The 25,593-nt window shown below is 43.4% G+C and carries 15 protein-coding genes, 5 tRNA genes and 3 rRNA genes; 17 read left to right on the top strand and 6 right to left on the bottom strand.

The features are described from left to right. Position 1: 1 nt before the first annotated feature. The 3 genes from LDO37_RS16620 to LDO37_RS16610 all read left to right on the top strand — a co-directional run bounded on the left by LDO37_RS16620 (position 2) and on the right by LDO37_RS16610 (position 5,329). A complete protein-coding gene (locus LDO37_RS16620) occupies positions 2-3,169 on the top strand; it encodes a type I restriction endonuclease subunit R (RefSeq protein ID WP_126609647.1) in 3,168 nt (1,055 codons plus the stop codon). 10 nt (positions 3,170-3,179) lie between these two features. Further along, positions 3,180-4,088, top strand: coding sequence for a restriction endonuclease (locus LDO37_RS16615; RefSeq protein WP_126609646.1), 909 nt, complete (start codon positions 3,180-3,182; stop codon positions 4,086-4,088). Positions 4,089-4,627: 539 nt separating this feature from the next. Further along, positions 4,628-5,329, top strand: coding sequence for a hypothetical protein (locus LDO37_RS16610; RefSeq protein WP_126607139.1), 702 nt, complete (start codon positions 4,628-4,630; stop codon positions 5,327-5,329). Positions 5,330-5,386: 57 nt separating this feature from the next. On the opposite strand, the gene LDO37_RS16605 is transcribed toward LDO37_RS16610, so the two are convergent. Beyond that, positions 5,387-6,802 carry a hypothetical protein gene (locus tag LDO37_RS16605; protein WP_126607138.1) on the bottom strand — a complete coding sequence of 472 codons (1,416 nt, stop codon included), beginning with the start codon at positions 6,800-6,802 and terminating at the stop codon, positions 5,387-5,389. Between the two features lie 361 nt (positions 6,803-7,163). Between LDO37_RS16605 and LDO37_RS16600 the strand changes: the two genes are divergently transcribed. Continuing rightward, the gene (locus LDO37_RS16600; protein ID WP_126607137.1) at positions 7,164-7,568 is read left to right on the top strand and encodes a hypothetical protein; all 405 of its coding nucleotides are present in this window, start codon (positions 7,164-7,166) and stop codon (positions 7,566-7,568) included. Here the strand turns inward: LDO37_RS16600 and LDO37_RS16595 are convergent. Both LDO37_RS16595 and LDO37_RS16590 read right to left on the bottom strand, forming a co-directional pair. Continuing rightward, complete coding sequence (locus LDO37_RS16595) at positions 7,563-8,474, bottom strand: Abi family protein (protein ID WP_224055262.1); 912 nt, start codon at positions 8,472-8,474, stop codon at positions 7,563-7,565. The genes LDO37_RS16600 and LDO37_RS16595 overlap by 6 nt on opposite strands. A 124-nt stretch (positions 8,475-8,598) precedes the next feature. Then, a complete protein-coding gene (locus tag LDO37_RS16590) occupies positions 8,599-9,759 on the bottom strand; it encodes a site-specific integrase (RefSeq protein ID WP_126607136.1) in 1,161 nt (386 codons plus the stop codon). 136 nt (positions 9,760-9,895) lie between these two features. Here LDO37_RS16590 and dusA point away from each other — a divergent pair, with 136 nt between their 5' ends. The 13 genes from dusA to LDO37_RS16525 all read left to right on the top strand — a co-directional run bounded on the left by dusA (position 9,896) and on the right by LDO37_RS16525 (position 22,822). Then, positions 9,896-10,894: a tRNA dihydrouridine(20/20a) synthase DusA gene (gene dusA, locus LDO37_RS16585; protein WP_224055261.1), complete on the top strand. Its 999-nt coding sequence runs from the start codon at positions 9,896-9,898 to the stop codon at positions 10,892-10,894. Positions 10,895-11,073: 179 nt separating this feature from the next. Next, a complete protein-coding gene (gene pspG / locus LDO37_RS16580) occupies positions 11,074-11,283 on the top strand; it encodes an envelope stress response protein PspG (protein WP_101114652.1) in 210 nt (69 codons plus the stop codon). A 93-nt stretch (positions 11,284-11,376) separates the two neighbouring features. Then, positions 11,377-12,042 (top strand): TIGR04219 family outer membrane beta-barrel protein, encoded by a 666-nt coding sequence (locus tag LDO37_RS16575; protein ID WP_126607143.1) that lies wholly within the window; start codon positions 11,377-11,379, stop codon positions 12,040-12,042. Between the two features lie 146 nt (positions 12,043-12,188). After that, positions 12,189-12,419, top strand: a complete 231-nt coding sequence (locus tag LDO37_RS16570; RefSeq protein ID WP_101114654.1) for a hypothetical protein — start codon at positions 12,189-12,191, stop codon at positions 12,417-12,419. A gap of 120 nt (positions 12,420-12,539) precedes the next feature. Continuing rightward, positions 12,540-14,363, top strand: coding sequence for an assimilatory sulfite reductase (NADPH) flavoprotein subunit (locus LDO37_RS16565; protein ID WP_126607142.1), 1,824 nt, complete (start codon positions 12,540-12,542; stop codon positions 14,361-14,363). Beyond that, on the top strand, positions 14,363-16,081 hold the full coding sequence (gene cysI, locus LDO37_RS16560) for an assimilatory sulfite reductase (NADPH) hemoprotein subunit (protein WP_101114656.1): 1,719 nt from the start codon (positions 14,363-14,365) through the stop codon (positions 16,079-16,081). Before LDO37_RS16565 ends, cysI begins: the two co-directional genes overlap by 1 nt. Further along, positions 16,074-16,853 carry a phosphoadenylyl-sulfate reductase gene (locus LDO37_RS16555; protein ID WP_126607141.1) on the top strand — a complete coding sequence of 260 codons (780 nt, stop codon included), beginning with the start codon at positions 16,074-16,076 and terminating at the stop codon, positions 16,851-16,853. Before cysI ends, LDO37_RS16555 begins: the two co-directional genes overlap by 8 nt. A 617-nt stretch (positions 16,854-17,470) precedes the next feature. Further along, positions 17,471-19,002 (top strand): 16S ribosomal RNA (locus LDO37_RS16550). A 66-nt stretch (positions 19,003-19,068) separates the two neighbouring features. After that, positions 19,069-19,145: transfer RNA gene (locus LDO37_RS16545), tRNA-Ile, on the top strand. Positions 19,146-19,182: 37 nt separating this feature from the next. Continuing rightward, positions 19,183-19,258 (top strand) — tRNA-Ala (locus LDO37_RS16540). A gap of 348 nt (positions 19,259-19,606) precedes the next feature. Next, positions 19,607-22,491 (top strand): 23S ribosomal RNA (locus tag LDO37_RS16535). 93 nt (positions 22,492-22,584) lie between these two features. Further along, positions 22,585-22,701: ribosomal RNA gene (gene rrf / locus LDO37_RS16530) — 5S ribosomal RNA — on the top strand. Together the 16S, 23S and 5S rRNA genes with 3 tRNA genes alongside form the textbook arrangement of a ribosomal RNA operon. Before the next feature lie 44 nt (positions 22,702-22,745). Beyond that, positions 22,746-22,822 (top strand) — tRNA-Asp (locus tag LDO37_RS16525). 1,033 nt (positions 22,823-23,855) lie between these two features. On the opposite strand, the gene LDO37_RS16520 is transcribed toward LDO37_RS16525, so the two are convergent. The 3 genes from LDO37_RS16520 to LDO37_RS16510 all read right to left on the bottom strand — a co-directional run bounded on the left by LDO37_RS16520 (position 23,856) and on the right by LDO37_RS16510 (position 25,566). Then, positions 23,856-25,109: a DUF1835 domain-containing protein gene (locus tag LDO37_RS16520; RefSeq protein WP_126609879.1), complete on the bottom strand. Its 1,254-nt coding sequence runs from the start codon at positions 25,107-25,109 to the stop codon at positions 23,856-23,858. Between the two features lie 279 nt (positions 25,110-25,388). Next, positions 25,389-25,464, bottom strand: a tRNA-Asn gene (locus tag LDO37_RS16515). Positions 25,465-25,490: 26 nt separating this feature from the next. Next, a tRNA-Thr gene (locus LDO37_RS16510) sits at positions 25,491-25,566 on the bottom strand. Positions 25,567-25,593 lie beyond the last annotated feature (27 nt).

The raw sequence follows: 25,593 nt of genomic DNA, 5'->3' as shown, positions 1-25,593 counted from the left end.
AATGAAATTCACAGAAGAACGGCTAGAACAAGCCATCATTGAACTGCTAGGGAAAGAAGGCTATCCACATACTCGTGGTGAGGCGATTGAGCGAGCACCTGAAGATGTGCTGATTAAGTCCGATCTTCGTGAATTTCTAGCTAAACGTTACCAAGCGGAAGGTATTACAGCCTATGAGATAGAGCAAATTATCCATAAGCTTGAGTATCTTCCAGCTTCAGATCTCTACGATACCAACAAAGCCATAATGAAGTTTGTTTCTGATGGTTTTTTGTTAAAGCGTGAAGATGCAAGTCAGAAAGATTTATACATTCAGCTTCTAGACTACGTTGGCATAGAGAACAACCGCTATCGCATCGTTAACCAAATGGAGATACAAGGCTATGAGCTGCGTATTCCTGACGGGATTCTTTACATCAATGGCTTACCTCTTGTGGTGTTTGAATTTAAGAGTGCCATTCGTGAAGAAGCGACTATCTATGATGCGTATAAGCAGCTAACCACTCGTTATGATCGAGATATCCCTGAACTATTCAAATACAACGCACTGTGTGTGATTAGTGATGGTGTGAACAGCAAAATGGGGTCGTACTTTGCCCCTTATGAGTTCTTTTACTCTTGGCGTAAAATTACGGGTGAAGAGAAGCTAGACAAAGACGGTATTAATTCATTGTTTACGATGATCAGCGGCTTGTTTAATAAGAAACGCCTTACTGATGTGATACGTCACTTTATCTACTTACCTGACACCTCAAGCAAACAAGAAAAGATTGTTTGTCGTTATCCTCAGTATTACGCAGCAACAAAGCTTTTTGCCAATATCAAACAGCATATGAAGTGCTTTGATGAGCACGGAAAGTTGGTGAGTGGTGATGGTAAGGGTGGTACGTATTTCGGTGCGACTGGTTGTGGTAAAAGCTACACAATGTTGTTCTTATCTCGTCTACTGATGAAAGATGTCGAGTTGGGCAGCCCAACTATTATTCTCATCACTGATCGTACCGATCTGGATGATCAGCTTTCAGGTCAGTTCACCAATGCAAAAGGTTACGTGGGTGATCAAAACATCATTAGTGTAGAGAGTCGTGCTGAACTTCGAGAACATCTGAAGGGGCGTAAAAGTGGTGGTGTATTCCTGACTACCATCCATAAATTTACGGAAGATTTGGAGCTACTGACTGAGCGAACCAACGTCATTTGTATCTCGGATGAAGCGCACCGTAGCCAAACCAATTTAGAACAGAAAATTACCGTTACTGAAGACGGCGTGAAAAAGACTTACGGCTTTGCTAAATATCTTCACGACTCTTTACCAAACGCTACCTATGTTGGTTTTACTGGTACACCGATTGACGCAACGTTGGATGTATTTGGTGCAGTTGTCGATAGCTATACAATGACAGAATCGGTTTACGATGAAATTACTGTTCGTATTGTGTATGAAGGTCGAGCAGCAAAAGTGCTACTTGATGGTCGCCAGCTTGATGAAGTCGAAAAATACTATAAAGAGTGTGAAGAAGCAGGGACAAACGAATATCAAATAGATAAAAGCAAAACGGCTATGGCGAGTATGTCTACCATACTGGGCGACCCAGATCGTATCAAAGCTATAGCGAAAGACTTTGTTGAGCATTATGAGAATCGTGTTGAAGAAGGCACGACTCAAAAAGGCAAAGCAATGTTCGTTTGTAGCAGTCGTGAAATCGCTTATCAGTTCTATAAAGAACTGCTTGAGCTTCGCCCTGAGTGGGATGAAGTAAAAGTCTGTGAAGACGGTGCAACTCTATCAGAAAGTGATAAGAAGAAAGTGAAGCCGATGGAACGAGTCAAGATGATTATGACTCGTAACAAAGACGATGATAAAGCTCTGTGGAACAAACTCGGCAATAAAGAGTACCGTAAAGAGCTGGATCGTCAGTTTAAAAATGGTAAGTCGAACTTCAAAATCGCTATTGTGGTAGATATGTGGCTAACGGGCTTTGATGTGCCGTTCCTCGATACCATCTACATTGATAAGCCTTTGCAAAAACATAATCTGATCCAAACCATTTCGAGAGTAAACCGTAAATTTGAAGGTAAAGAGAATGGTCTGGTAGTCGATTACATCGGCATAAAAAAACAGATGAACCTTGCACTTTCCCAATACACAGCAGGGCAAGATCAGAACCTAGAAGACATTAAACAGTCGGTCATTATCGTTAAGGATCACTTGAGCCTGTTGGATGGGTTGTTCCATAAGTTCGACTCTAAGCCCTACTTCAATGGTACGCCACTAGAGCAGTTAAATTGCTTAAATGCTTCGGCTGATTTTGCACTGAGAACCAAGAAGTTTGAAAAGACGTTTATGGATCTGACCAAACGCCTTAAATCAGCTTATGACATTTGTGTGGGTAGTAGTGAGCTGACCAAAGAGCATAAGGACAAGATTCACTATTATCTAGCGGTTCGAACCATCGTATTTAAGATCACTACGGGTGGTGCGCCAGATGTTGACCAAATGAATCGTAAGGTGCGTGATTTGGTCAAAGACGCACTAATGAGTGATGGTGTTGAAGAGATCTTTAAACTGGGTGAAAAAGACGGTGGCGAGATTGATATTTTTGATGATGATTATCTTGCCAAGTTGGAGATGGTGAAACAGCCAAACACTAAACTTCAACTTCTTCAGCAGATGCTTGCCAAAGCGATTGGCGAGTTTAAAAAGACCAATAAAGTGAAAGGTGTCGATTTCACTAAGAAAATGAATATGTTGGTTGAAAAGTACAATGAGCGTGATGAAAAGGATGTACTTCGCTCGGAAGTCATCAATGATTTTTCTGATGAAATTATCAATCTTTACAATGAACTACGTGCTGAGATGGCCTCGTTTGGTGAAATGGGGATAGATTTTGAAGAAAAAGCCTTTTACGACATTCTCATTTCACTGGCTCACAAGTACGACTTTACCTATCCAGAAGAGAAGCTCCTTGACCTATCTAAAGAGGTGAAGAGGGTCATTGATGACAAAGCCAAATACACAGATTGGAACAAGCGAGACGATATCAAAGCTGAATTGCACTTTGACCTGATCATTTTGCTCGATGAGTGGGGTTACCCACCGATTGATCGTGATGAAGTGTATAAAGAGATTTTTGAGCAGGCTGAGAACTTTAAGCGCAATGCGGCATAGGTAAAGAATAATGACAATCCCCAAGCATAATGAGATTCGATTTGTAGTTTTAACTCACTTACTTGATGGTGAAGTGAAGAAACTCAAAGAACTGGTTAAACCGTTGGCGCAACATTTCCAACTCTCTGATGAAGAGATTGAGCAAATGTATGATTCTGGTAATGGTCCCGTTTTTTTAGATCGGATCTCGTGGGCGATGAGCTTTTTAAATTTAGCAGGGTATATAGATAAGCCTAAGCGTGGTGTGTATCAAATCAATGATGCTGGTCGATTGGTATTGCAACGAGAAGACGCTCAAACATACCTCTATAAAGCTCATACAAAGAGAAAATCAAAGCCTTTAACGGTAGATGAATCGGCTGATATTGAAGCGGAAGATAAAACGCCACTTCAGCTCTTTTCTGAATCATTCGATGAAATTAAAAAATCCATCTACGATGAGATTTTAGAGACGGTTCTGAGAAAATCGCCACGAGAGTTTGAACACCTTGTCGTGTCTCTGCTTGAGCGAATGGGCTATGGTGGACAAGTTAAAAACGCTGGTGAAGTGACTCAAGCCTCTAACGATGGTGGAATTGACGGGATTATCAAAGAAGATTTGCTGGGATTAGGGCGAATCCACATCCAAGCAAAACGTTATGATATTGGTAATACGGTTGGTCGGGACGAGATTCAGAAGTTTGTTGGTGCGTTAGCTGTCGCTCAATCGAACAAAGGGATTTTCATTACCACTTCATCTTATACGAAAGGTGCTCAAGAATACGCCAATAATTTGAATGGCACTACCGCACTGGTTTTGATCGATGGTCAGCAACTCGCTCAATACATTTATGATTTTAACTTGGGAATGCAAGTTGAAAAGGTCATTGAAATTAAAAAGTTAGACAGTGAGTTTTGGGACTTGATGCAAGACGCATAACTCAATAATTTTCACTCAGAGGCAGAAAAATCTCTGATTTTTCATTTCTGTGAATCTCTGATTCATCAGCCTTATGCTCATATAGTGATAGTGGCTCTTTAAATGGCGTTTTTAGCCTGATTTAGCATTGTTGTAGCTAATGGATGGGCTAACCTTAAAAGTTAGCTTAAAACACCTTTCTATGCGCTTTGGTTATATTAAAGAAAGATTTTATTATCATTCCATTATTGAATTACCTCAGATGTAAGGGGGTGAACAATTAGGGGGGAGCAATAGAGCGTATTGGTGTGTGTAATAATCTTTGGTGTGTATAACTAGGAAGGTGTGTGTAATAAGGTTTTTGCTCTTGCAATTTGTTTTTTTTGAGGTTTACTGACTGAAGAACGAAAAAAAGAACTCGGCAAAAGTTCTTTAGTTTCGGAAAATCTCGATGCAGCGAGATATAATCATTGTTAGCATATTTTTACTTTTTATCAATAGCTTAACCATAAATTATATTTTTTCTCACGAGATAGCATAATCAACCAAGGAGAAAAAATATGCTATCAAACAACCTTTTTTTAAGATTACCTCGTGATTGTGTGGTCAACAACTCTGACGCTCAATCCGCACTTTACCCTGAAAATTTAACCCCATTTCAAATGAAATTGGTGTTGTCCTTTCTTGCTCAAGCTGGAATGAAAGACGATATCGTTAATCACGTTGAAATCTTCCTTAAAGATTTTAAATCAGAAGAGTCTCTATTTGGTTGGGTGAAGCTTTCAAAGAGTAAAATCGAGCAAGCTGTTATAAATATTCACCATCCCTTTATTGCCAAAATTTCCTGTGATGATGACCGTATCAACGTCACTTTTAGTCGCCAGTTCCTAAACCTCCAAGCAAAAGAAATGCTAGATCCAAAAGCGGTAAATGTGGGGCTAAGTGCGCTTATGTCATACAAGCAAGTCTCATCTATCAAACTGCATATTCAAACGTTGGCGTATTACCCATATAGAGCTAATTTTTACTTCTTAGTCGATTTTCTAGGCGTATCTACTAATCAAGCTCGAAAAGAGCAGATTCGTTCAATCAAGAACAAAATCCGTACAGTTGGTATCGTTAAAGATTTTGATTATCAGCATCCACCTCAAATTTCTGCGCCTCGTAGAGAAGGGGATTACGATTTTTCCATCTATCGTCTGAAAGACGGTCAATTTCAAAGTGAGAAGATGAATAAGAGAAAACCGGGTAAGAGGACATAGATAGTTTAGTGTGTTTGGTCTTGTGGCTTTGCTGTGATTTTTCGTCCAAGTGACAGATTAATTTTTATATCGGTTCTTTGCCTCTTGTCTATCAAACTCCTTTTTATAACGTCTAAGCTGATCTTGTTGTAGAGCTAGTTCAACCTCATCCATTAAGATTTTTCCAGCGTCTTCACGTTCTTGACTAAGGGACAGATGAAGCTCAACAGGCTGGATCAAATCTCGGTTAAGGTTGGATTTTTTGAACGTCAATAAGCCGTTAAACCATTGCTCAAATTTTTCTTCAAACCACTGAGACAGATTCGCTTTAGTACGTTGTAATAGTGCCTTTTGCTGCTTGGCTTTTTTGTTCCAGTTGATAGCCGTTTTTCGCTCCTGAATGGCTTTATCTTTCCAGCGTTGCTCTTGATGTTTAAGGTCGCTTACCGCTTCTATTAGCTCGGTTTTATCGTCATTGAGTTGATTGACTCCGTTATGAACTCGATGCCTAATCTTGAGGTTTGAATATTCGTGTGCGTCTTGTTTTACTTCTTGCGGTGTGCGTTTCACTGCATTGATGTTGTAGCCCAGTTTTTGTAATTGGGTATTACAGTATTTAAACATAATGTTTTGATAAAGTTGGCCGAACTGCTCTACTTCGTCAGGGCTTAACTTACTCCACTTTTTACCACTAAAGAGATCAGGCTTGTTATACAGTTTACGTACTAAGTTTAACTCGTGATCAGGTAAGTCAAACCGTCTAGTTGTGTTGTTATAACCACTCAAACGATGGTGAGCGTGTGGATTTTCTGCTTTTTCGTCTAGATGGACTGCGGTGTAATAAGCATCATAGTCACTGTAAAATTTGTTGTGGAACTGGTAGATCAACCTGTTCCAATCTTCAGCGGAGATGCTAATACCGTGCTTATCAGGAATTTTAAAAATTTTTTCTGAAGATATGACTTTTAAGGACATTGAGCTATTGTCGTTGACTGTTAGGAGTTTATTGCACTCTTCTAACTTGTGAATGGTTTTCTTCTTGTTGTTATAGCGTTTGATCTTGCCAAAGCTGGACAGCCTTTTAAGCTCTGTCTTAGCGTGAATTTTATCAATTCCCACCTTTGCCAGTAGCTCATTGAAAAAGTCTCTTTCTAGTGGATTTGAAGCATTCTCCACCCACTTTTTCAGTTTGGACTTGCTCTTAGATCGAGCAAGGTTTAGCTCTCCAACATATTTGTCAGACATTCCGCCTTTGACCTGCTTGAGCTTGTTGTGTTGGTCGACTTCGATCTCTGCTAATAGGTCGGTCAATTGTGAAGGTTCGACTTGCTTACCTTGTCGAAATATCACATTATTTTTACTAAGTTCTGAATTGTAATTACGCTCTTCTGGCGCTAATTCATCCAATCTAAAGTTATGCTGATCAAATCCTGTTTTGTTCTTGTGGAAGCCGTATGTATGTGCGGTACGGCATAATAATCTTATCTGCTTCACTGCTGTTTTTTCTCCTTTTTATTTACTCAACTTTTCAAAAGTTGACCAGCATCTATACAAACTTTACTCAAACGTAGAGCAGAGAAAGTGGGTATAGATACAAGCTGGTTGTATTAATGCTTACTTTTAGTAGTCCACAGATATCAAGATTTGCAAATTTTAAGCGGTTAAGGTGCTGAATAGATTACGGTTTTTATCTTTAGTTATGGCGATTTTATGGTTGAAACGGGTTCATCTTTTAGCCATAAAATTGTCTACCACTTTTGTTATTAGCATTAGGGTACTGATGATCTTTTTACTACTAACCTATTGTCATTGCTTGTTTTTGTGGTAGTTCAATAAGTATGGATAGGAGAAAATTATGAGTGGAAAGAAACAAGAAAGCCGATTGGAATCCGCAGCAAAAAATGAGCTGAAAAAAACACAAGAGTTGGCGAACTCTGACTTCATCAAAGGTCAGCTTAAAGAGCTTATGAGCAACAAGCTACGCAAAGACATAGTTCTGCGTGATGATTTAATCAAAAGCGGTTCTGCACCGTCTGAAAAGCTGATCAGCCGAATAGAGGGAAGACAGGAAGCATTGGATGAGTTAGTCGCTGAAACTTCGACTACTCAAACAGAGCTGTTAGGTACTTACGACATTTTAAAAGCTCTGATTTGTGAGTTAAGGAAGTACGCCCCTGAAAAAGCGGATAAGTTTGAAGGCGCACTGGTTCTAAAGATTCAGCAAAGTGGTTCAACAACAATCAAGAAGCAACGTCTATGATGTCACTTTTGTTAGCATATACAGTTCACCATTAATCGTATCTACAACATCAAACTCATCTTTTTTCAGTTGCTTTAGGCGGCTACGGAAGCCTCTTTTGTAGCGGCTGTATGGAGTCGTAAGGTTAGTCATATCTTTGCGCTGACATAATAATAAGTATTCCTCTGATGCGATCCGCTTTGCCTCTGATTGAAGCATATGAACTTCAAGCCAATCGACTTTTTCTGAAGATAGCCAGTTAATGATTTCAAGGATTTTGTCTATTTGTCGATTGATATGAGCAATCGCTGATTGTGTGTCTGTGACGGTTTTATGCTTCCATATCGGTGAGTTATGAGCGATATCATTTCTTAATTCACGCAAAGCCGAAATTTCAACTTGGATAGTGGCGTTGGTTTGACCTTTTGGTAAATGTGGAAAGACCATTGGTATACATTGGGGCCATAATGCCTTTTTATCCCCGTTAATAGAAAAACATTCTCTTAGTAGATTATCCCAAAAACCAAAGTCCATCTTTGCCACGAGTAAATCGTGCATAGTTAGCCCTTTGGGTGGTGTTTGTGTTTTACGGGCAAGCTTCTTTTTTACATCTGCTATTTGAGACTTGTGCCAATTAATGTTTCCCTGATCACGCTTGCCGACCTTCCAGCTCTTTCTGGTTTTTGTATTGATTTTATCGTACCAGTCAGGGCTAATTGCGTTCGTTGCGCTGATGTGGATAGAGTTTCGAAGTGCTACTTCCAGAGCACTAAGCAGAGGATGTATACTGGCTGCAACTTTTACCGACCAAATATACGCACCGTGTAGCTCTACAGGAGTAGTTGTTTTAAATACCTTCTCGTACATAGAGAGTCGTTGATGAGGCAGGACATTAGTTAGGGCGGTGTAGGTGATAGTATTTGGCATTTGATTCTTCTGGTTTTAGTTGACAGTCTTTGGGCTGTTGCTTAGTATATTCATATCAGCTTGTAGATGACCACTGATTCAAGCCACTACATTAGCAACCGTTCTACGGAGAGAAGCCTCAATCTTATGATTGGGGCTTTTCACTTTCTGGCTGTTGTATATTCTCTTCTTTCAGGTACTTAGCGTATCCTTCTCTACCGAACTCTTTAATATCAATCTTGGCGTAGATGTTGTGCAAGATGTTGATGTTCTTATGTCCAGTAATACGAGCTACGATGTTAATTGGTAGTCCCATTTCTGCGAGCCTTGATGCCGCTTCACGTCTAAGATCGTGATAACGTAAATTTTCAATACCTAATTCTTTACGTACACGTTGCCAACCAGCCGTTATCGATCTCGAATTGTACGGAAAAATCAATTTTGGGTTTTCAGGATCTTTAGGTTGTCGAGCGATGATTTCATAAGCTCCACCGAGTAATGGTATTTCAGAATCGTTACCTTGCTTTTGACGAGGATCTTTCCTGTTACGAATGACGATGGTTTTGTTTTGATGGTCTAAGTCAGTCCATTTTAGGTTAGTAATTTCAGAGACTCGCATTGCTGTGAGTAGTGAAATTTGAAGAATATCACCAAAAGGAATCTTTGCCGCACGGTGCTGAGAGCGTTTGATTAAACGTTCTTCCATTAGCTTTAACTCTTCACGAGTCGGTCTACGATCTCTGACTTTCGATCTACCGATTAACTTCTGATTGATAAGAACAGGAATTGCCTCATCGTGATATGAAGTATCTGCATTGACTTTGAAAACCCCTTTGGCTGTATCCATTACTGATTTTAAGTAAGTAACATCGTGGTATATGGTTTGTGGTGATGGAGTGGTAGGTTCGTTGTAGCGTTCTTCGCAATGTTTGACCAAATCACTGTATCTCAAGTTACTGGCGAGAATACTTGAGATTTCGTAATTAAGTAGTGAATTGAGAACGTAATATTTAGTTCTACCAATGTCCTTTGATAGCCTAGGATGCTCCAAGTACATTCGAATGAGATCACCAACTGTGGCTTCGATTAATTCATTTTCAGGTCGATAAACACCAGCTCTAACTCTTTCGTACTTCTCTTCCATCTCCTTTTGGATTTTGACAGCCCAATTTTTTGCAAGGGTCTTTGTCTTGAAAGTCTTTGAAATACGGTCAACAACCTTCTTCTGATGGATTTGCTGAACTCTGGCTCGATATGAAACTGTGCCTGATTTATTTGCTCGTTTTTCAATAATCACTGATGCCATGTATAATCCTGTGTATCGAATGCTGTTATGGGATCACCTGTGGGATCACCAAGTGGTCAAAATGTACCAAAATAGCCCATATTTTACAATTTGAGATGTTAATGAATCTCAAATTTACATATTTAAGATGTTGATTTTGAAAGATAAAATAAATAATTTTAAAAATAACCGTTTTTCCGTTGCCCCGATGCTCGATTGGACAGATAGACACTGTCGTTACTTCCACCGCTTAATGTCGGATAACGCACTTCTATATACCGAGATGGTGACAACGGGCGCGATCATTCATGGTAAGGGTGATTTTTTGGCGTACAGTGAAGAGGAACACCCTGTTGCATTGCAGCTGGGTGGTTCTAATCCGGCAGATCTTGCAACGTGTGCGAAGCTCGCTCAAGAGCGCGGCTACGATGAGATTAACTTAAACGTTGGTTGTCCATCGGATCGTGTTCAAAATGGTCGTTTTGGTGCGTGCTTGATGGGAGAACCAAACTTGGTGGCGGAATGTGTTGCTGCCATGCGTGAAGTGGTTGATGTACCTGTTACGGTAAAAACACGTATCGGTATTGATGACCAAGACTCTTATGAATTCCTCACGGACTTTGTTTCTACGGTTTCTGAGAAGGGTGGTTGTGAGCAATTCACCATACATGCCCGTAAAGCGTGGTTGAGTGGATTAAGCCCAAAAGAAAATCGCGAAATTCCTCCTTTGGATTATCCTCGCGCTTACCAACTTAAAAAAGATTTTTCACATCTGAATATTGCGGTGAATGGCGGAATCAAAACTCTGGACGAAGCGAAAGAACATTTGCAGTATCTCGACGGTGTAATGATCGGTCGTGAAGCCTATCAAAGCCCGTACTTGCTGGCTTTTGTTGATCAAGAGTTGTTTGGTTCTGAAAAGCCAGTGAAGAAACGCTCTGATATTGTGCGCGAAATGTACCCCTACATAGAGAAAGAGCTATCGAATGGCGCGTATCTAGGTCATATGACGCGTCATATGCTCGGATTATTCCAAAGTATGCCGGGTGCTCGACAGTGGCGTCGCTACATCAGTGAAAACGCTCACAAGAAAGGGGCTGGGCTAGAAGTTGTCGAAACAGCGTTAGCTAAAATCCCTGCTGAATTGGGTGTGTAAAAATCGCCACCTGTTAGCTAAATTGACCATGAATAGAAATATGAAGCCTTGAATTAGTATTCAAGGCTTTGTTGTATTTATTTGTTATAAAAGGAAAAAGTAGTATTTTCAAAAGTTGGTCTGCTTCCTGCAATAACTCAGCTATATAGTTGAAAGTAAAAATACAAAAGGGGCAAACAATGATTGAACTGCTATTTGTGTTGGTATTTCTGGGTGTGTTGTTTTTTACTGGCGTCACCCTAGTGTCGATTTTCGCAGCGGGTGCCGTGGCTTTCGCAGTCATGTTAGTGTTCGGAATGATGGGTATGGTATTTAAGTTATTACCTTGGTTGATTGTATTGGCAATTGCTTGGTGGTTCTTTCGTAACAAAGTGTACTGCCCGCGTTAAAATTGAGTCAGCCCTGAATGAGATGTCTTTTCGTACAGGGCAATTATGATAGTATCCCCATGTGTTCATAATTGACGGGTGGGGCTTCCTTCCATGAAAAATCGCGTTTGTGCGGCTTTGTTCTCTTCTTCTTTATTAATGTGTACGTTTTCTTCTTACGCGGAAACGGACTTTTCCGTGAAAGTATCTGGCGATGCGTGGTCGGCAAAAACGGCTTATAAGCATGATGCCGAAACTATTTTAAATAGTGACAGAGAAACCAAGTTCACAGGCTCGTTAGCGCTAGAGCACAATATTGCCTATGTGCCAAATTTTAGAATTCGCTTTAGCCCAGTAGAAATGAGCTATATCAAATTCAATAAAACGGATTTTACTTTCTACTACGATCTGATTGAGCACGATCTTTTGCATTTTGATGCCGGTCTTACGGTTTCCCAATACGCGAATGGTGTCTACTCAAACCCTGTTGATCCAACGCAGGACTTCAATAAAGTTCTTTTTAGCTGGTATGCCAACGCGGCGATTACTATTCCTGAAACAAACTTTGATGTAATTGGTGAGTTTGATTTTGGTAATAGTGATGGGGATAAAACTGCCGATGTCACTGCGGGTATGCGCTATCGTTTTGATTTCGAAAAAGTTGACGTGGCTATTCGAGCTGGATATCGCGTGATGGATTACCGCTTTAACATGTTTTCAGGACCGAGTGATATGTATCTAACACATGGTGCATTTGTCGGAGTCGAAGCGGGATTTTAAACATTCTACCTCTATTTTCCCTTAAATTAGAAAAGGCATATTGAATGATATCAATATGCCTTTTTGTTATTTGTGTTAACAATCTATTTGCAAAGTGCGTATTTTGCGTCATTCTTATTAACATGCTTGTTAGCACGGAACGACCCATGACGATTTCTGAACTGCGAAGCCTGTATCAAGATAATCAACTCATTGAGGCAATCATCGAACCTTCTATCCAAGAAGGAACTTGGATTGTGGAGTTTCGCCATACGCGAGGCGGCTTTATTCTTCTTACCGATTCACACGGTGAAGAGTGTCATTACATAGACTTAGATAAGGCATCTAAATCTGCGCTAGCGGTTGGATTTCGACAAGTTCGCATTGAAGAGTACTGATTCCACCCGTTCACATCCTTTCTTACTTCCAAAAAGTTATAAAACATGCTCATCTATTCTTTTTTATTATTAAGGGGAGTGGTTAATCTATCATCACGCAATGAATAGGGATGTCGTGACATGTTACTTAAGGAACTTTCCGCCCTCGCAAGCCCACTTAACGATCAGCAAATAGGTCAATTACAACAAGCTATTTCTGAATTGTCCCCACAGCAGCTAGCGTGGGTGAGTGGTTATTTTTGGGGTATAAGTCAAAATCAACCAGCTGGTGCTGCCGCGCCTATTAATCAGGCTGCCGCCGCAGTAGCCGCAAAACCAGCCGGCAAACTGAGCATCATCTTCGCCTCACAAACGGGTAACGCGAAAGGCGTTGCAGAAGCGCTGAAAGAAGAAGCGCAAGCAGAAGGAATTGCAGTAGAGCTATTCGACGCGAGTGATTACAAAGGTAAGAACTTGGCGAAAGAAACCCACGTTATCGTGGTGGCCTCTACAAACGGTGAAGGTGAAGCACCAGATAATGCTATGGAGCTTCATGAGTTCCTACAATCTAAGAAAGCACCGAAATTACCGAACTTGCAATACGCAGTGATTGGTTTGGGTGATTCGAGCTACGAGTTTTTCTGCCAAACGGCAAAAGATTTCGATGAGTACCTGTCTAAGCTAGGTGCGACATCATTTATTGATCGCCTTGATTGTGATGTTGACTATGAAGCGCCTGCAGCAGAGTGGCGTAAAGCGGCTCTTGAAAAAGCCAAAAATATGCTTTCTGCTGGGAACGAAGCTGAAGTGGTTCAGCTTCATGCTGGCGGTCAGCCTGCTGCTGCTCACAGCCAGTACACTAAGCAAAAGCCGTATACCGCAACACTTCTGACTAGCCAGAAGATTACGGGTCGTGATTCTGGCAAAGATGTTCGTCATATCGAAATTGATTTAGATGAGTCGGGTATTACCTATCAGCCTGGCGATGCGTTAGGTGTTTGGTATGAAAACAGCGCTGAGTTAGTCGATGCTATTTTAGCGAAGGTTGGTTTGTCGGGTATCGAAACGATTGAAGTTGATGGTGAAAGTCTTTCTATTCGTACTGCGTTGATAAGCAAATACGAAGTGACGACGTCTAACCCTCAATTGGTGACTAAGTTTGCAGAACTTTCTGGCAGTAAAAAGCTAGAGAAACTGGTTGCGGACAAAGACAAGTTACGTGAATACGCGGGTAATACTCAAGTTATTGATGTGCTTGGAGAGAAGAAAACTAAGCTATCAGCAGAAGAGTTAGTAGGAATACTACGTCGTCTAACGCCTCGCTTATATTCGATTGCATCTGCGCAAAGCGAAGTTGATGAAGAAGTTCATTTAACGGTAGGTGTTGTGGAATACGGCGTAGGTGAAGAGACTCGCTATGGTGGTGCATCTAGCTTCTTATCTCATCGATTAGAAGAAGGCGGTGAAGTTAAGGTGTTTATTGAAAACAATAATAACTTCAAATTGCCACAAGACGACAACACGCCAGTGATCATGATTGGCCCTGGTACTGGTATCGCACCTTTCCGTAGCTTCGTCCAAGAGCGTGATAACCGCGATGCAGAAGGTAAGAACTGGTTGTTGTTTGGTGACCGTACTTTCACTCAAGATTTCTTGTATCAGGTGGAATGGCAGAAATACCTCAAGTCTGGTTTGTTGACTCAGTTAGATGTCGCATTTAGCCGTGATCAACAAGAAAAAGTATATGTTCAGCATCGAATTCTTGAGCACGCAGAGCAAATGTGGCAGTGGATTCAAGATGGCGCCTATATCTACGTGTGTGGCGATGCCACTCGCATGGCGAAAGATGTCAATGATGCATTGGTCTCTGTTGCAAAAGAGCATGGCGGTTTAAGCCAAGAGAAAGCAGAAGAATTCATTAACGACCTGCGTAAAGCAAAACGTTACCAAAGGGATGTGTACTAATGAGTGATAAGCAAGAAGTACTAGGCGAAGTGCTCGGTCCACTTTCCGATAATGAGCGTCTAAAAAGAGAAAGCAATTTCCTACGCGGTACGATCACTGAAAATTTACAAGATCGTATCACTGGTGGGTTTACCGCAGATAATTTCCAGTTGATCCGTTTCCACGGTATGTACCAACAGGATGATCGCGATATTCGAGCTGAGCGTGCAAAGCAAAAGCTTGAGCCACTGCACAATGTAATGTTACGTGCACGTATGCCTGGTGGGATTATTAAGCCAGAGCAATGGCTAGCTATCGACAAGTTTGCTGATGAACATACGTCCTATGGAAGTATCCGTTTAACGACTCGTCAAACATTCCAGTTCCACGGTGTACTTAAGCCAAATATTAAATTGATGCACCAAACGCTGAACAGCATTGGTATTGACTCAATTGCAACAGCGGGTGATGTTAACCGAAACGTACTTTGTACAACCAACCCAATCGAATCACAGTTTCATCAAGAAGCTTATGAGTGGGCGGCGAAAATCAGTGAACACTTACTTCCAAAGACGCGTGCTTATGCAGAGATTTGGTTAGATGGTGAAAAAGTAGAAACCACAGATGAAGAGCCGATTCTAGGTAGTAACTATCTACCACGTAAGTTTAAAACTACGGTTGTGATTCCACCTCAGAATGACGTCGACGTCCATGCTAATGACTTGAACTTTGTTGCAATTGCAGAAGAAGGCAAGCTAGTTGGTTTTAACGTTCTAGTGGGTGGCGGTCTTGCCATGACGCATGGTGATACATCGACTTACGCACGTCGCGCGGATGACTTTGGTTTTATTCCACTAGAAAAAACGCTAGACGTTGCAGCAGCCGTGGTAACCACTCAGCGCGACTGGGGTAACCGTTCAAACCGTAAGAACGCTAAAACAAAATACACCTTAGACCGAGTAGGTTCTGATGTATTTAGAGCAGAAGTTGAAAGACGAGCTGAAGTAAAGTTTGAAGATAGCCGTCCTTACGAGCTGACTTATCGTGGTGACCGCATTGGTTGGGCGGAAGGCATCGATGGAAAACACCATTTAGCGCTTTTCATTGAAAACGGTCGTCTGCTGGATTACCCAGGAAAACCTCTGAAAACAGGTGTAGCTGAAATCGCGAAAATCCACAAAGGTGATTTCCGCATGACAGCGAATCAGAACCTCATCGTTGCAGGTGTGCCAAAAAGCCAAAAAGCGAAAATCGAAAAGATTGCGCGTGAACACGGCTTGATGGATGACAGCGTGAGCGAACAGCGCAAAAACTCGATGGCATGTGTGGCGTTTCCTACTTGTCCACTTGCAATGGCAGAAGCGGAGCGCTTCTTACCAGAGTTTGTTACGGACGTTGAAGGTATCCTTGAAAAGCACGGGTTACCTGAAGATGAGAACATCATCTTGCGCATAACTGGTTGTCCTAATGGATGTGGTCGTGCAATGTTGGCTGAAATTGGCTTAGTCGGTAAGGCACCTGGTCGATATAACTTACACTTAGGAGGGAACCGCGCAGGTACTCGTATTCCTAAGATGTATAAAGAGAACATCACAGATGCTCAAATCCTAGAAGAGATCGACCACTTGGTTGAACGCTGGGCGAATGAGCGTAACGAAGGCGAGTGCTTCGGTGACTTCACAATTCGTGCGGGCATTATCGAAGAAGTCTTCATCTCTAAGAGGGATTTGCATGCCTGATACTACAGCAACAAAGAAGCCCCAGCTTTCTGAGTTACTGTCGATGACCAAGGCGGAGCAGTCGCTGCGCCTTGCTGAATTGAACGGTTATTTAGAAACACTGACGGCACAAGAAAGAGTCGCGTGGGCTATCGAAAACTTAGAAGGCACACATGCGGTGTCGTCCAGTTTTGGTATTCAGGCTGCAGTGATGCTTCATTTGGTTTCCCAGGTTAAAGCCGATACGCCAGTCATTCTGACGGATACGGGCTATTTGTTTCCAGAAACGTATCGCTTTATTGACGAACTAACTGAGAAACTCAATTTGAATCTCAAGATCTTCAGTGCTGCAACTAGCCCTAATTGGCAAGAAGCACGTTATGGAAAATTGTGGGATCAAGGTGTAGAAGGCATAGAAAAGTACAACAAGCTAAATAAAGTGGAACCGATGCGTCGTGCATTGGATGAACTTGAGGTGGGTACTTGGTTTTCTGGTCTTCGCCGCGAGCAATCGAGTTCTCGAGCGAACTTACCCATCTTAGCTATTCAAAACGGTGTATTTAAGTTTTTGCCTGTAATCGATTGGACGAATAAAGATGTCCACTATTACCTAGAGGAAAACAACCTTCCATATCATCCACTTTGGGAAGAAGGCTATCTGTCTGTAGGCGATACCCATACAACCCGTAAGTGGGAGCCGGGAATGAGCGAGGAAGAAACTCGTTTCTTTGGATTGAAGCGAGAATGTGGTCTTCATGAAGAAGAGAACGAAAGTGATGGCTCAGGCATTTAAATGACAACTTAGTATCATGATAGAAAAGCTGCTTATGCAGCTTTTCTTTTTTATAGGCAATATCAGTTGTGCGCTTTTTGTACTAAAATGAATAACTTTGTGGATAAGTTGTGCTTATTCTGGGGTAAAACATGGATAAATCAGCACTTTGAATGAAATTCAAAGAAAAGTGCGTTTTTTCCTTATTTTTTAAAGAAAAGGCTTGCCATAAAGATTAGTGTCTCTATAATGCCGCCTCACTGACACGGCAGACGCCACAAGGCTTCAGCAGTGTTAGAGAGGTGAAAAACTTCTGAGAAAATAAATTTGAAAAAGTGTTTGACTCTTCAAATTATCTCGCTAGAATGCACCTCCGCTTTGAGAGAAAAACTTCTCGAAAAGCAACGCTCTTTAACAATATAGACCTATCAATCTGTGTGGGCACTCGTTGATGATAATCCAAATAGATACTTCGGTATCAATTTAGGTTTCAATGAACTGAGTGACCAATACGATGATAACTTTCTTAGAAAGCAATCATTGGCACAGTCAATTCATTATCGTTCTGTTGGAACGATAATAGCTTTAAATTACATACGTAGTTTGAAGTCAGTATTCATTGAGCCGAACAAAATCTTAAATTGAAGAGTTTGATCATGGCTCAGATTGAACGCTGGCGGCAGGCCTAACACATGCAAGTCGAGCGGAAACGAGAATAGCTTGCTATTCGGCGTCGAGCGGCGGACGGGTGAGTAATGCCTGGGAAATTGCCCTGATGTGGGGGATAACCATTGGAAACGATGGCTAATACCGCATAACGCCTTCGGGCCAAAGAGGGGGACCTTCGGGCCTCTCGCGTCAGGATATGCCCAGGTGGGATTAGCTAGTTGGTGAGGTAAAGGCTCACCAAGGCGACGATCCCTAGCTGGTCTGAGAGGATGATCAGCCACACTGGAACTGAGACACGGTCCAGACTCCTACGGGAGGCAGCAGTGGGGAATATTGCACAATGGGCGCAAGCCTGATGCAGCCATGCCGCGTGTATGAAGAAGGTTCGGGTTGTAAAGTACTTTCAGCAGTGAGGAAGGGTGTGAAGTTAATAGCTTCATATCTTGACGTTAGCTGCAGAAGAAGCACCGGCTAACTCCGTGCCAGCAGCCGCGGTAATACGGAGGGTGCGAGCGTTAATCGGAATTACTGGGCGTAAAGCGCATGCAGGTGGTTTGTTAAGTCAGATGTGAAAGCCCGGGCTCAACCTCGGAACCGCATTTGAAACTGGCAGGCTAGAGTACTGTAGAGGGGGTAGAATTTCAGGTGTAGCGGTGAAATGCGTAGAGATCTGAAGGAATACCAGTGGCGAAGGCGGACACCTGGACAGATACTGACACTCAGATGCGAAAGCGTGGGGAGCAAACAGGATTAGATACCCTGGTAGTCCACGCCGTAAACGATGTCTACTTGGAGGTTGTGGTACTTGAGCCGTGGCTTTCGGAGCTAACGCGTTAAGTAGACCGCCTGGGGAGTACGGTCGCAAGATTAAAACTCAAATGAATTGACGGGTACCGCACAAGCGGTGGAGCATGTGGTTTAATTCGATGCAACGCGAAGAACCTTACCTACTCTTGACATCCATAGAACTTAGCAGAGATGCTTTGGTGCCTTCGGGAACTATGAGACAGGTGCTGCATGGCTGTCGTCAGCTCGTGTTGTGAAATGTTGGGTTAAGTCCCGCAACGAGCGCAACCCTTATCCTTGTTTGCCAGCACGTAATGGTGGGAACTCCAGGGAGACTGCCGGTGATAAACCGGAGGAAGGTGGGGACGACGTCAAGTCATCATACTTTACGAGTAGGGCTACACACGTGCTACAATGGCGCATACAGAGGGCGTATCAACCAGCGATGGTGAGCGAATCCCAAAAAGTGCGTCGTAGTCCGGATTGGAGTCTGCAACTCGACTCCATGAAGTCGGAATCGCTAGTAATCGTGGATCAGAATGCCACGGTGAATACGTTCCTCTTGTACACACCGCCCGTCACACCATGGGAGTGGGCTGCAAAAGAAGTAGGTAGTTTAACCTTCGGGGGGACGCTTACCACTTTGTGGTTCATGACTGGGGTGAAGTCGTAACAAGGTAGCCCTAGGGGAACCTGGGGCTGGATCACCTCCTTATACGATGATTGTCGCGATGAGTACCCACACAGATTGATACGGTTTATAACAGTTAAGAGTAATGTTGGGTCTGTAGCTCAGCTGGTTAGAGCGCTCGCCTGATAAGCGGGAGGTCGGTGGTTCAAGTCCACTCAGACCCACCAATCTTGCCAAAAGCAAGATTCCAGCAACATTATTGATGGGGCTATAGCTCAGCTGGGAGAGCGCCTGCCTTGCACGCAGGAGGTCAGCAGTTCGATCCTGCTTAGCTCCACCATCTTTAAGTATTTTTTTAATACAGAATATTTAGAAATGGTTCTTAATGAATCACGCTCTTTAACAATTTGGAAAGCTGACGAATAACAACAATCCCCTTATCTACGGATAAGCGTTGTTATTCAAATTAAAAGTTCTCAAATCCTAGATGACTTGTTCATTTAGGTACCAACACACATTCAAGTGTTCTTGGGTTTTCACGAAAGTGAAAACATATTTGAGTTCGGCAAAATCGAAGTGTTGTCTCGCTCATAACAAAGAGACAACAATAAACCTTGGTTGTTTGCCATACACCTTTTTGTCTTCACTTTCAAAAGTGAACGCAAATCGAAACCTCTTGGGGTTGTATGGTTAAGTGACTAAGCGTACACGGTGGATGCCTTGGCAGTCAGAGGCGACGAAGGACGTATTAACTTGCGATAAGCGTAGATTAGGCAGTAAAAGCCACTTGAGTCTACGATTTCCGAATGGGGAAACCCACTTACATAAGTAAGTATCCTGTTGTGAATACATAGCAGCAGGAGGCAAACTGGGGGAACTGAAACATCTAAGTACCCCGAGGAAGAGAAATCAACCGAGATCCCGAAAGTAGCGGCGAGCGAAATTGGGTTAGCCCTTAAGCTTTTTGTGCGTCAGGTGAAGTCTCTGGAAAGGGACGCGATACAGGGTGATAGCCCCGTAACCGACAACGCACATTGAGTGAAATCGAGTAAGGCGGGACACGTGATATCCTGTCTGAATATGGGGGGACCATCCTCCAAGGCTAAATACTACTGACTGACCGATAGTGAACCAGTACCGTGAGGGAAAGGCGAAAAGAACCCCTGTGAGGGGAGTGAAATAGAACCTGAAACCGTGTACGTACAAGCAGTAGGAGCACCTTTGTGGTGTGACTGCGTACCTTTTGTATAATGGGTCAGCGACTTATATTCAGTGGCAAGGTTAACCGTTTAGGGGAGCCGTAGGGAAACCGAGTCTTAACTGGGCGTTCAGTCTCTGGATATAGACCCGAAACCAGGTGATCTAGCCATGGGCAGGTTGAAGGTTGAGTAACATCAACTGGAGGACCGAACCGACTAATGTTGAAAAATTAGCGGATGACTTGTGGCTAGGGGTGAAAGAAATCAAACCTGGAGATAGCTGGTTCTCCCCGAAAGCTATTTAGGTAGCGCCTCGGACGAATACTACTGGGGGTAGAGCACTGTTAAGGCTAGGGGGTCATCCCGACTTACCAACCCTTTGCAAACTCCGAATACCAGTAAGTACTATCCGGGAGACACACGGCGGGTGCTAACGTCCGTCGTGGAGAGGGAAACAACCCAGACCGCCAGCTAAGGTCCCAAATTACTACTAAGTGGGAAACGATGTGGGAAGGCTCAGACAGCCAGGATGTTGGCTTAGAAGCAGCCATCATTTAAAGAAAGCGTAATAGCTCACTGGTCGAGTCGTATGCGCGGAAGATGTAACGGGGCTAAGTAGTAAACCGAAGCTGCGGCTGCAATCTTTTGATTGCGGGGTAGGGGAGCGTTCTGTAAGCCGTTGAAGGTGGTCTGTAAGGGCTGCTGGAGGTATCAGAAGTGCGAATGCTGACATGAGTAACGATAAAGGGAGTGAAAAACTCCCTCGCCGGAAGACCAAGGGTTCCTGTCCAACGTTAATCGGGGCAGGGTAAGTCGACCCCTAAGGCGAGGCTGAAAAGCGTAGTCGATGGGAAACGGGTTAATATTCCCGTACTTCTTACAATTGCGATGGGGGGACGGAGAAGGCTAAGTGGGCGCGCGATGGTTGTCCAGGTTCAAGTGCGTAGGCTGATGGTTTAGGTAAATCCGGACCGTCATTAAGGCTGAGACACGACGTCGAGCTGCTACGGCAGTGAAGTCATTGATGCCATGCTTCCAGGAAAAGCCTCTAAGCTTCAGATTGTAAGGAATCGTACCCCAAACCGACACAGGTGGTCGGGTAGAGAATACCAAGGCGCTTGAGAGAACTCGGGTGAAGGAACTAGGCAAAATGGTACCGTAACTTCGGGAGAAGGTACGCTCTTGACGGTGAAGTCCCTCGCGGATGGAGCTATTAGGAGTCGCAGATACCAGGTGGCTGCAACTGTTTATTAAAAACACAGCACTGTGCAAAATCGTAAGATGACGTATACGGTGTGACGCCTGCCCGGTGCCGGAAGGTTAATTGATGGGGTTAGTCTTCGGACGAAGCTCTTGATCGAAGCCCTGGTAAACGGCGGTAGTAACTATAACGGTCCTAAGGTAGCGAAATTCCTTGTCGGGTAAGTTCCGACCTGCACGAATGGCGTAATGATGGTACGCTGTCTCCACCCGAGACTCAGTGAAATTGAAATCGCTGTGAAGATGCAGTGTACCCGCGGCTAGACGGAAAGACCCCGTGAACCTTTACTACAGCTTGGCACTGAACATTGAACCTACATGTGTAGGATAGGTGGGAGGCTTTGAAACCATGTCGCTAGATATGGTGGAGCCGTCCTTGAAATACCACCCTTGTAGCTTTGATGTTCTAACTTGACCATTATCTGGGGTGAGGACAGTGCCTGGTGGGTAGTTTGACTGGGGCGGTCTCCTCCCAAAGAGTAACGGAGGAGCACGAAGGTGGGCTAAACACGGTTGGACATCGTGTGGTTAGTGCAATGGCATAAGCCCGCTTGACTGCGAGAATGACAATTCGAGCAGGTGCGAAAGCAGGTCATAGTGATCCGGTGGTTCTGAATGGAAGGTACCATCGCTCAACGGATAAAAGGTACTCCGGGGATAACAGGCTGATACCGCCCAAGAGTTCATATCGACGGCGGTGTTTGGCACCTCGATGTCGGCTCATCACATCCTGGGGCTGAAGTCGGTCCCAAGGGTATGGCTGTTCGCCATTTAAAGTGGTACGCGAGCTGGGTTTAGAACGTCGTGAGACAGTTCGGTCCCTATCTGCCGTGGGCGTTGGAAGATTGAAGGGGGCTGCTCCTAGTACGAGAGGACCGGAGTGGACGAACCTCTGGTGTTCGGGTTGTCATGCCAATGGCATTGCCCGGTAGCTAAGTTCGGAATCGATAACCGCTGAAAGCATCTAAGCGGGAAGCGAGCCCTGAGATGAGTCTTCCCTGATACTTTAAGTATCCTAAAGGGTTGTTCGAGACCAGAACGTTGATAGGCAGGGTGTGTAAGCGTTGTGAGGCGTTGAGCTAACCTGTACTAATTGCCCGTGAGGCTTAACCATACAACACCCAAGGGGTTTTGATGGACTCAGATAAGAACAGATTGAATGTGTAAGAACCAGAACTTAAAAACAGCTTTCCAGATTAAGAATTTGCTTGGCGACCATAGCGTTGTGGACCCACCTGATTTCCATGCCGAACTCAGAAGTGAAACGCAATAGCGCCGATGGTAGTGTGGGGTTTCCCCATGTGAGAGTAGGACATCGCCAGGCTTTGAATTTGAACATCTGCTTATGATAAGCGGGTATTCCACTGCGGAGTGGTAGTTCAGTTGGTTAGAATACCGGCCTGTCACGCCGGGGGTCGCGGGTTCGAGTCCCGTCCACTCCGCCATTTGTTTAAGAAACCTCAGCAGACATGCTGAGGTTTTTTGTATTTAGGGAAGGTATATTCGACCTGCGGTCGAACGAGTCCCGGTTGCGTGCGACCCCAGCCACTCCGCCATTTATTTAAGAAACCTCAGCAGAAATGTTGAGTTTTTTTTCGTTTAAGAAAGGTATATTCGTCCCACGTTCGAACGAGTCCCGGTCGTATGCGACCCCAGCCATTTCGCCATTTATTTAAGAAACCTCAACAGAAATGTTGAGTTTTTTTGCGTTTAGGGAAGACATATTCGACCTACGGTCGAACGAGCCCCGGTCGTGTGCGACCCCAGCCACTCCGCCATTTATTTAAGAAACCTCAGCAGAAATGTTGAGGTTTTTTGCGTTTAGGGAAGGGATATTCGACCTGCGGTCGAACGAGTCCCGGTCGTATGCGACCCCAGCCACTCCGCCATTTATTTGAGAAACCTCAGCAGAAATGTTGAGGTTTTTTGCGTTTAGGGAAGATATATTCGACCTATGGTCAAACGAGCCCCGGTCGTGTGCGACCCCAGCCACTCCACCATTTTTTTAAGAAGCCTCAGCAGAAATGCTGAGGTTTTTTGCGTTTAGGGAAGGTATATTCGCCCTGTAGTCGAACGAATCCTGTCGTGTGCGGCTCTAGCTGCTCTAGCATTGATTCAGAAGCCTTACGAAGTCTTTTACTATTAAGAGATATATTTACTCTCTCGGCTGAATGAATCCAAGCCCTATCTAGTTCTCCACTCTTTTATTTTGACTACCAACATGAGCCAATAAAGTTTATTCCTTTTCGGTAGATGTGCTTTAAAACTCAGAGGTGTTGATACCAAATTTCTAATTACTAGGCGTGAATGCGATGGTATTCAGTGTGCATGCCAGAGCTGATACTCTCACTATAGAAAGATACTAAGTCTTCCGTATCAGGTTGAAGAAGACTTGTGGAGTGGGTTCATGGTCTTGGTCTCTCTAAAAAGGTAAATGCTCTGGATAAAGCTCACATAGAGCCTTGCCCAGAGATGGACCTAAGAAAGGGTGATCGCGTTCATAGTAGAGAGATCTTTATGATCCCATGTCCAATACTGTTTGTTGCTGATTTGTATCCCTCCAACCCACTTGTTTTCAATGGCTGGCGCAGATTCAAAATCGCGGTCGAGCAATTCAATAGAGGCTTTTTTCCACCCCTTTTCATCGATACCTTTTGCATGAATAACGGGGTTTTCACCGAGAGTTAGAGGTTTTATCACCGCCCAATACATAAGATCAGCAAGATATACCAATGGCTCTGCCTCCATATAGCGCTTGTAAAGTGTTTTGAAATCCAATTCTTCTTCGCTATTTTTGAGTACTTGAATGGTGATTTCTTGAGTGAGCCCTAATTTCGAGATTGAGTTTGGTATCTCTTGCAAATGTCTAAAGATGACGTGTTTGATGTTTGGAAATAACGATTCATCAATATGATTGTACTGGTCTATGAGTTTCTTCGGTGTAGGAGAGCAAAATGCCGCCCACAGACTTTTTGCAGCGGTAATATGATCAATAGTCAGTTCTTTACGTGTGTCCCAAAGAACTCTTAATGCTTCGGAAGGAAGCTGTCCTAAACCAATGAAACGTTCTCCTCCAGGGAATTTATCGATTTCAATCAACTCAACGCGGTCAAGGTTTTGATAAGAAAGCAGGGCAAGAGTGCGAATGAGCATGAGTTGGTCGTAGTTGTCGTGTTCTACCCATAGGACGATTCTCTGATACTTACTTTCTAATAATTGGTTGGAGTCTCTTACGCTGTCCTCTCGGATATGCTCTATGGATTTCTCGACCCCTTTCATTTCTGAAATAAGGTTATGGTAAATAAACTCAGAACGTAGAGTGAGTAAATTTTCTTCATTTGTTACCAAGGGACCAATACAAAAAGGGTCTATGTAAGGAAGAAAATCTCCAATGAATCCGGATTTTTTGAGTGTTCCTTGAATATCGTGACCACAACGTACATGCAGTGTGTGGAGGTCGTCGTCTAGAAGCGTAAGCATATTGCCAGGTTGGTTTCTGTTGCTTTCTAATAACTCTACGTGATGTTTGAGTTTAGCCCAACTAGGAAGCCCGAGTTCGCGTGCTATAGAAAGTTGGACATCTGAAAGCTTCACGCTTTCTGCTTCTTGGGTATTGGTAATATGGTGCTCATTGAGCCAAATAAGATCGTTTTTAGATCCCGATTTAATGGCTTTAAGGCGTGTTTTAGCTTGTTTCTTTAGGTACGAAAGGTTTAGAGAAAAAGGGTTCATATATTCACCGTCTCATTGCTCCTGTACTCGCTTTTCAGAAGAGAAGGTAAACCGAATTGTGGTTCCCAAATGGGTAATACTTTAATACCTTGAGTATCACTCTTTCCGCGAGTAGGTGGCGTAGGTGGCGCGCACAGGAGAATATATAACGAATTAGGCGGGAATGAAAGGGTCGTGATGGAAATGCGCTAAGCAGGGTGAGTGAGGTGTTTATTTGCTATTACTTAATTGTGTATCTACAACGAAAAAAGCCAAGTCTTTCGACTTGGCATTTGAATTTGGCTCCCCCTGCGGGACTCGAACCTGCGACATACGGATTAACAGTCCGCCGTTCTACCAACTGAACTAAGGGGGAATTGATTATTTAGACTCTATCAAGAGTGGTGCCGACTACCGGAATCGAACTGGTGACCTACTGATTACAAGTCAGTTGCTCTACCTACTGAGCTAAGTCGGCTCTTGTGAATTCAGAATGGTTTCTAAA

Source organism: Vibrio penaeicida (assembly GCF_019977755.1).
Lineage (GTDB): Bacteria > Pseudomonadota > Gammaproteobacteria > Enterobacterales > Vibrionaceae > Vibrio > Vibrio penaeicida.
Note: the sequence above shows the minus strand (reverse complement) of the source record. Positions and strands in the feature narration are given on the sequence as shown.

Coding starts and splice junctions, on each gene's coding strand:
- LDO37_RS16620 (WP_126609647.1), top strand. CDS start 2: ATGAAATTCACAGAAGAACGGCTAGAACAAGCCATCATTGAACTGCTA.
- LDO37_RS16615 (WP_126609646.1), top strand. CDS start 3,180: ATGACAATCCCCAAGCATAATGAGATTCGATTTGTAGTTTTAACTCAC.
- LDO37_RS16610 (WP_126607139.1), top strand. CDS start 4,628: ATGCTATCAAACAACCTTTTTTTAAGATTACCTCGTGATTGTGTGGTC.
- LDO37_RS16600 (WP_126607137.1), top strand. CDS start 7,164: ATGAGTGGAAAGAAACAAGAAAGCCGATTGGAATCCGCAGCAAAAAAT.
- LDO37_RS16595 (WP_224055262.1), bottom strand. CDS start 8,474: ATGCCAAATACTATCACCTACACCGCCCTAACTAATGTCCTGCCTCAT.
- LDO37_RS16590 (WP_126607136.1), bottom strand. CDS start 9,759: ATGGCATCAGTGATTATTGAAAAACGAGCAAATAAATCAGGCACAGTT.
- pspG (WP_101114652.1), top strand. CDS start 11,074: ATGATTGAACTGCTATTTGTGTTGGTATTTCTGGGTGTGTTGTTTTTT.
- LDO37_RS16575 (WP_126607143.1), top strand. CDS start 11,377: ATGAAAAATCGCGTTTGTGCGGCTTTGTTCTCTTCTTCTTTATTAATG.
- LDO37_RS16570 (WP_101114654.1), top strand. CDS start 12,189: ATGACGATTTCTGAACTGCGAAGCCTGTATCAAGATAATCAACTCATT.
- LDO37_RS16565 (WP_126607142.1), top strand. CDS start 12,540: ATGTTACTTAAGGAACTTTCCGCCCTCGCAAGCCCACTTAACGATCAG.
- cysI (WP_101114656.1), top strand. CDS start 14,363: ATGAGTGATAAGCAAGAAGTACTAGGCGAAGTGCTCGGTCCACTTTCC.
- LDO37_RS16555 (WP_126607141.1), top strand. CDS start 16,074: ATGCCTGATACTACAGCAACAAAGAAGCCCCAGCTTTCTGAGTTACTG.
- LDO37_RS16520 (WP_126609879.1), bottom strand. CDS start 25,109: ATGAACCCTTTTTCTCTAAACCTTTCGTACCTAAAGAAACAAGCTAAA.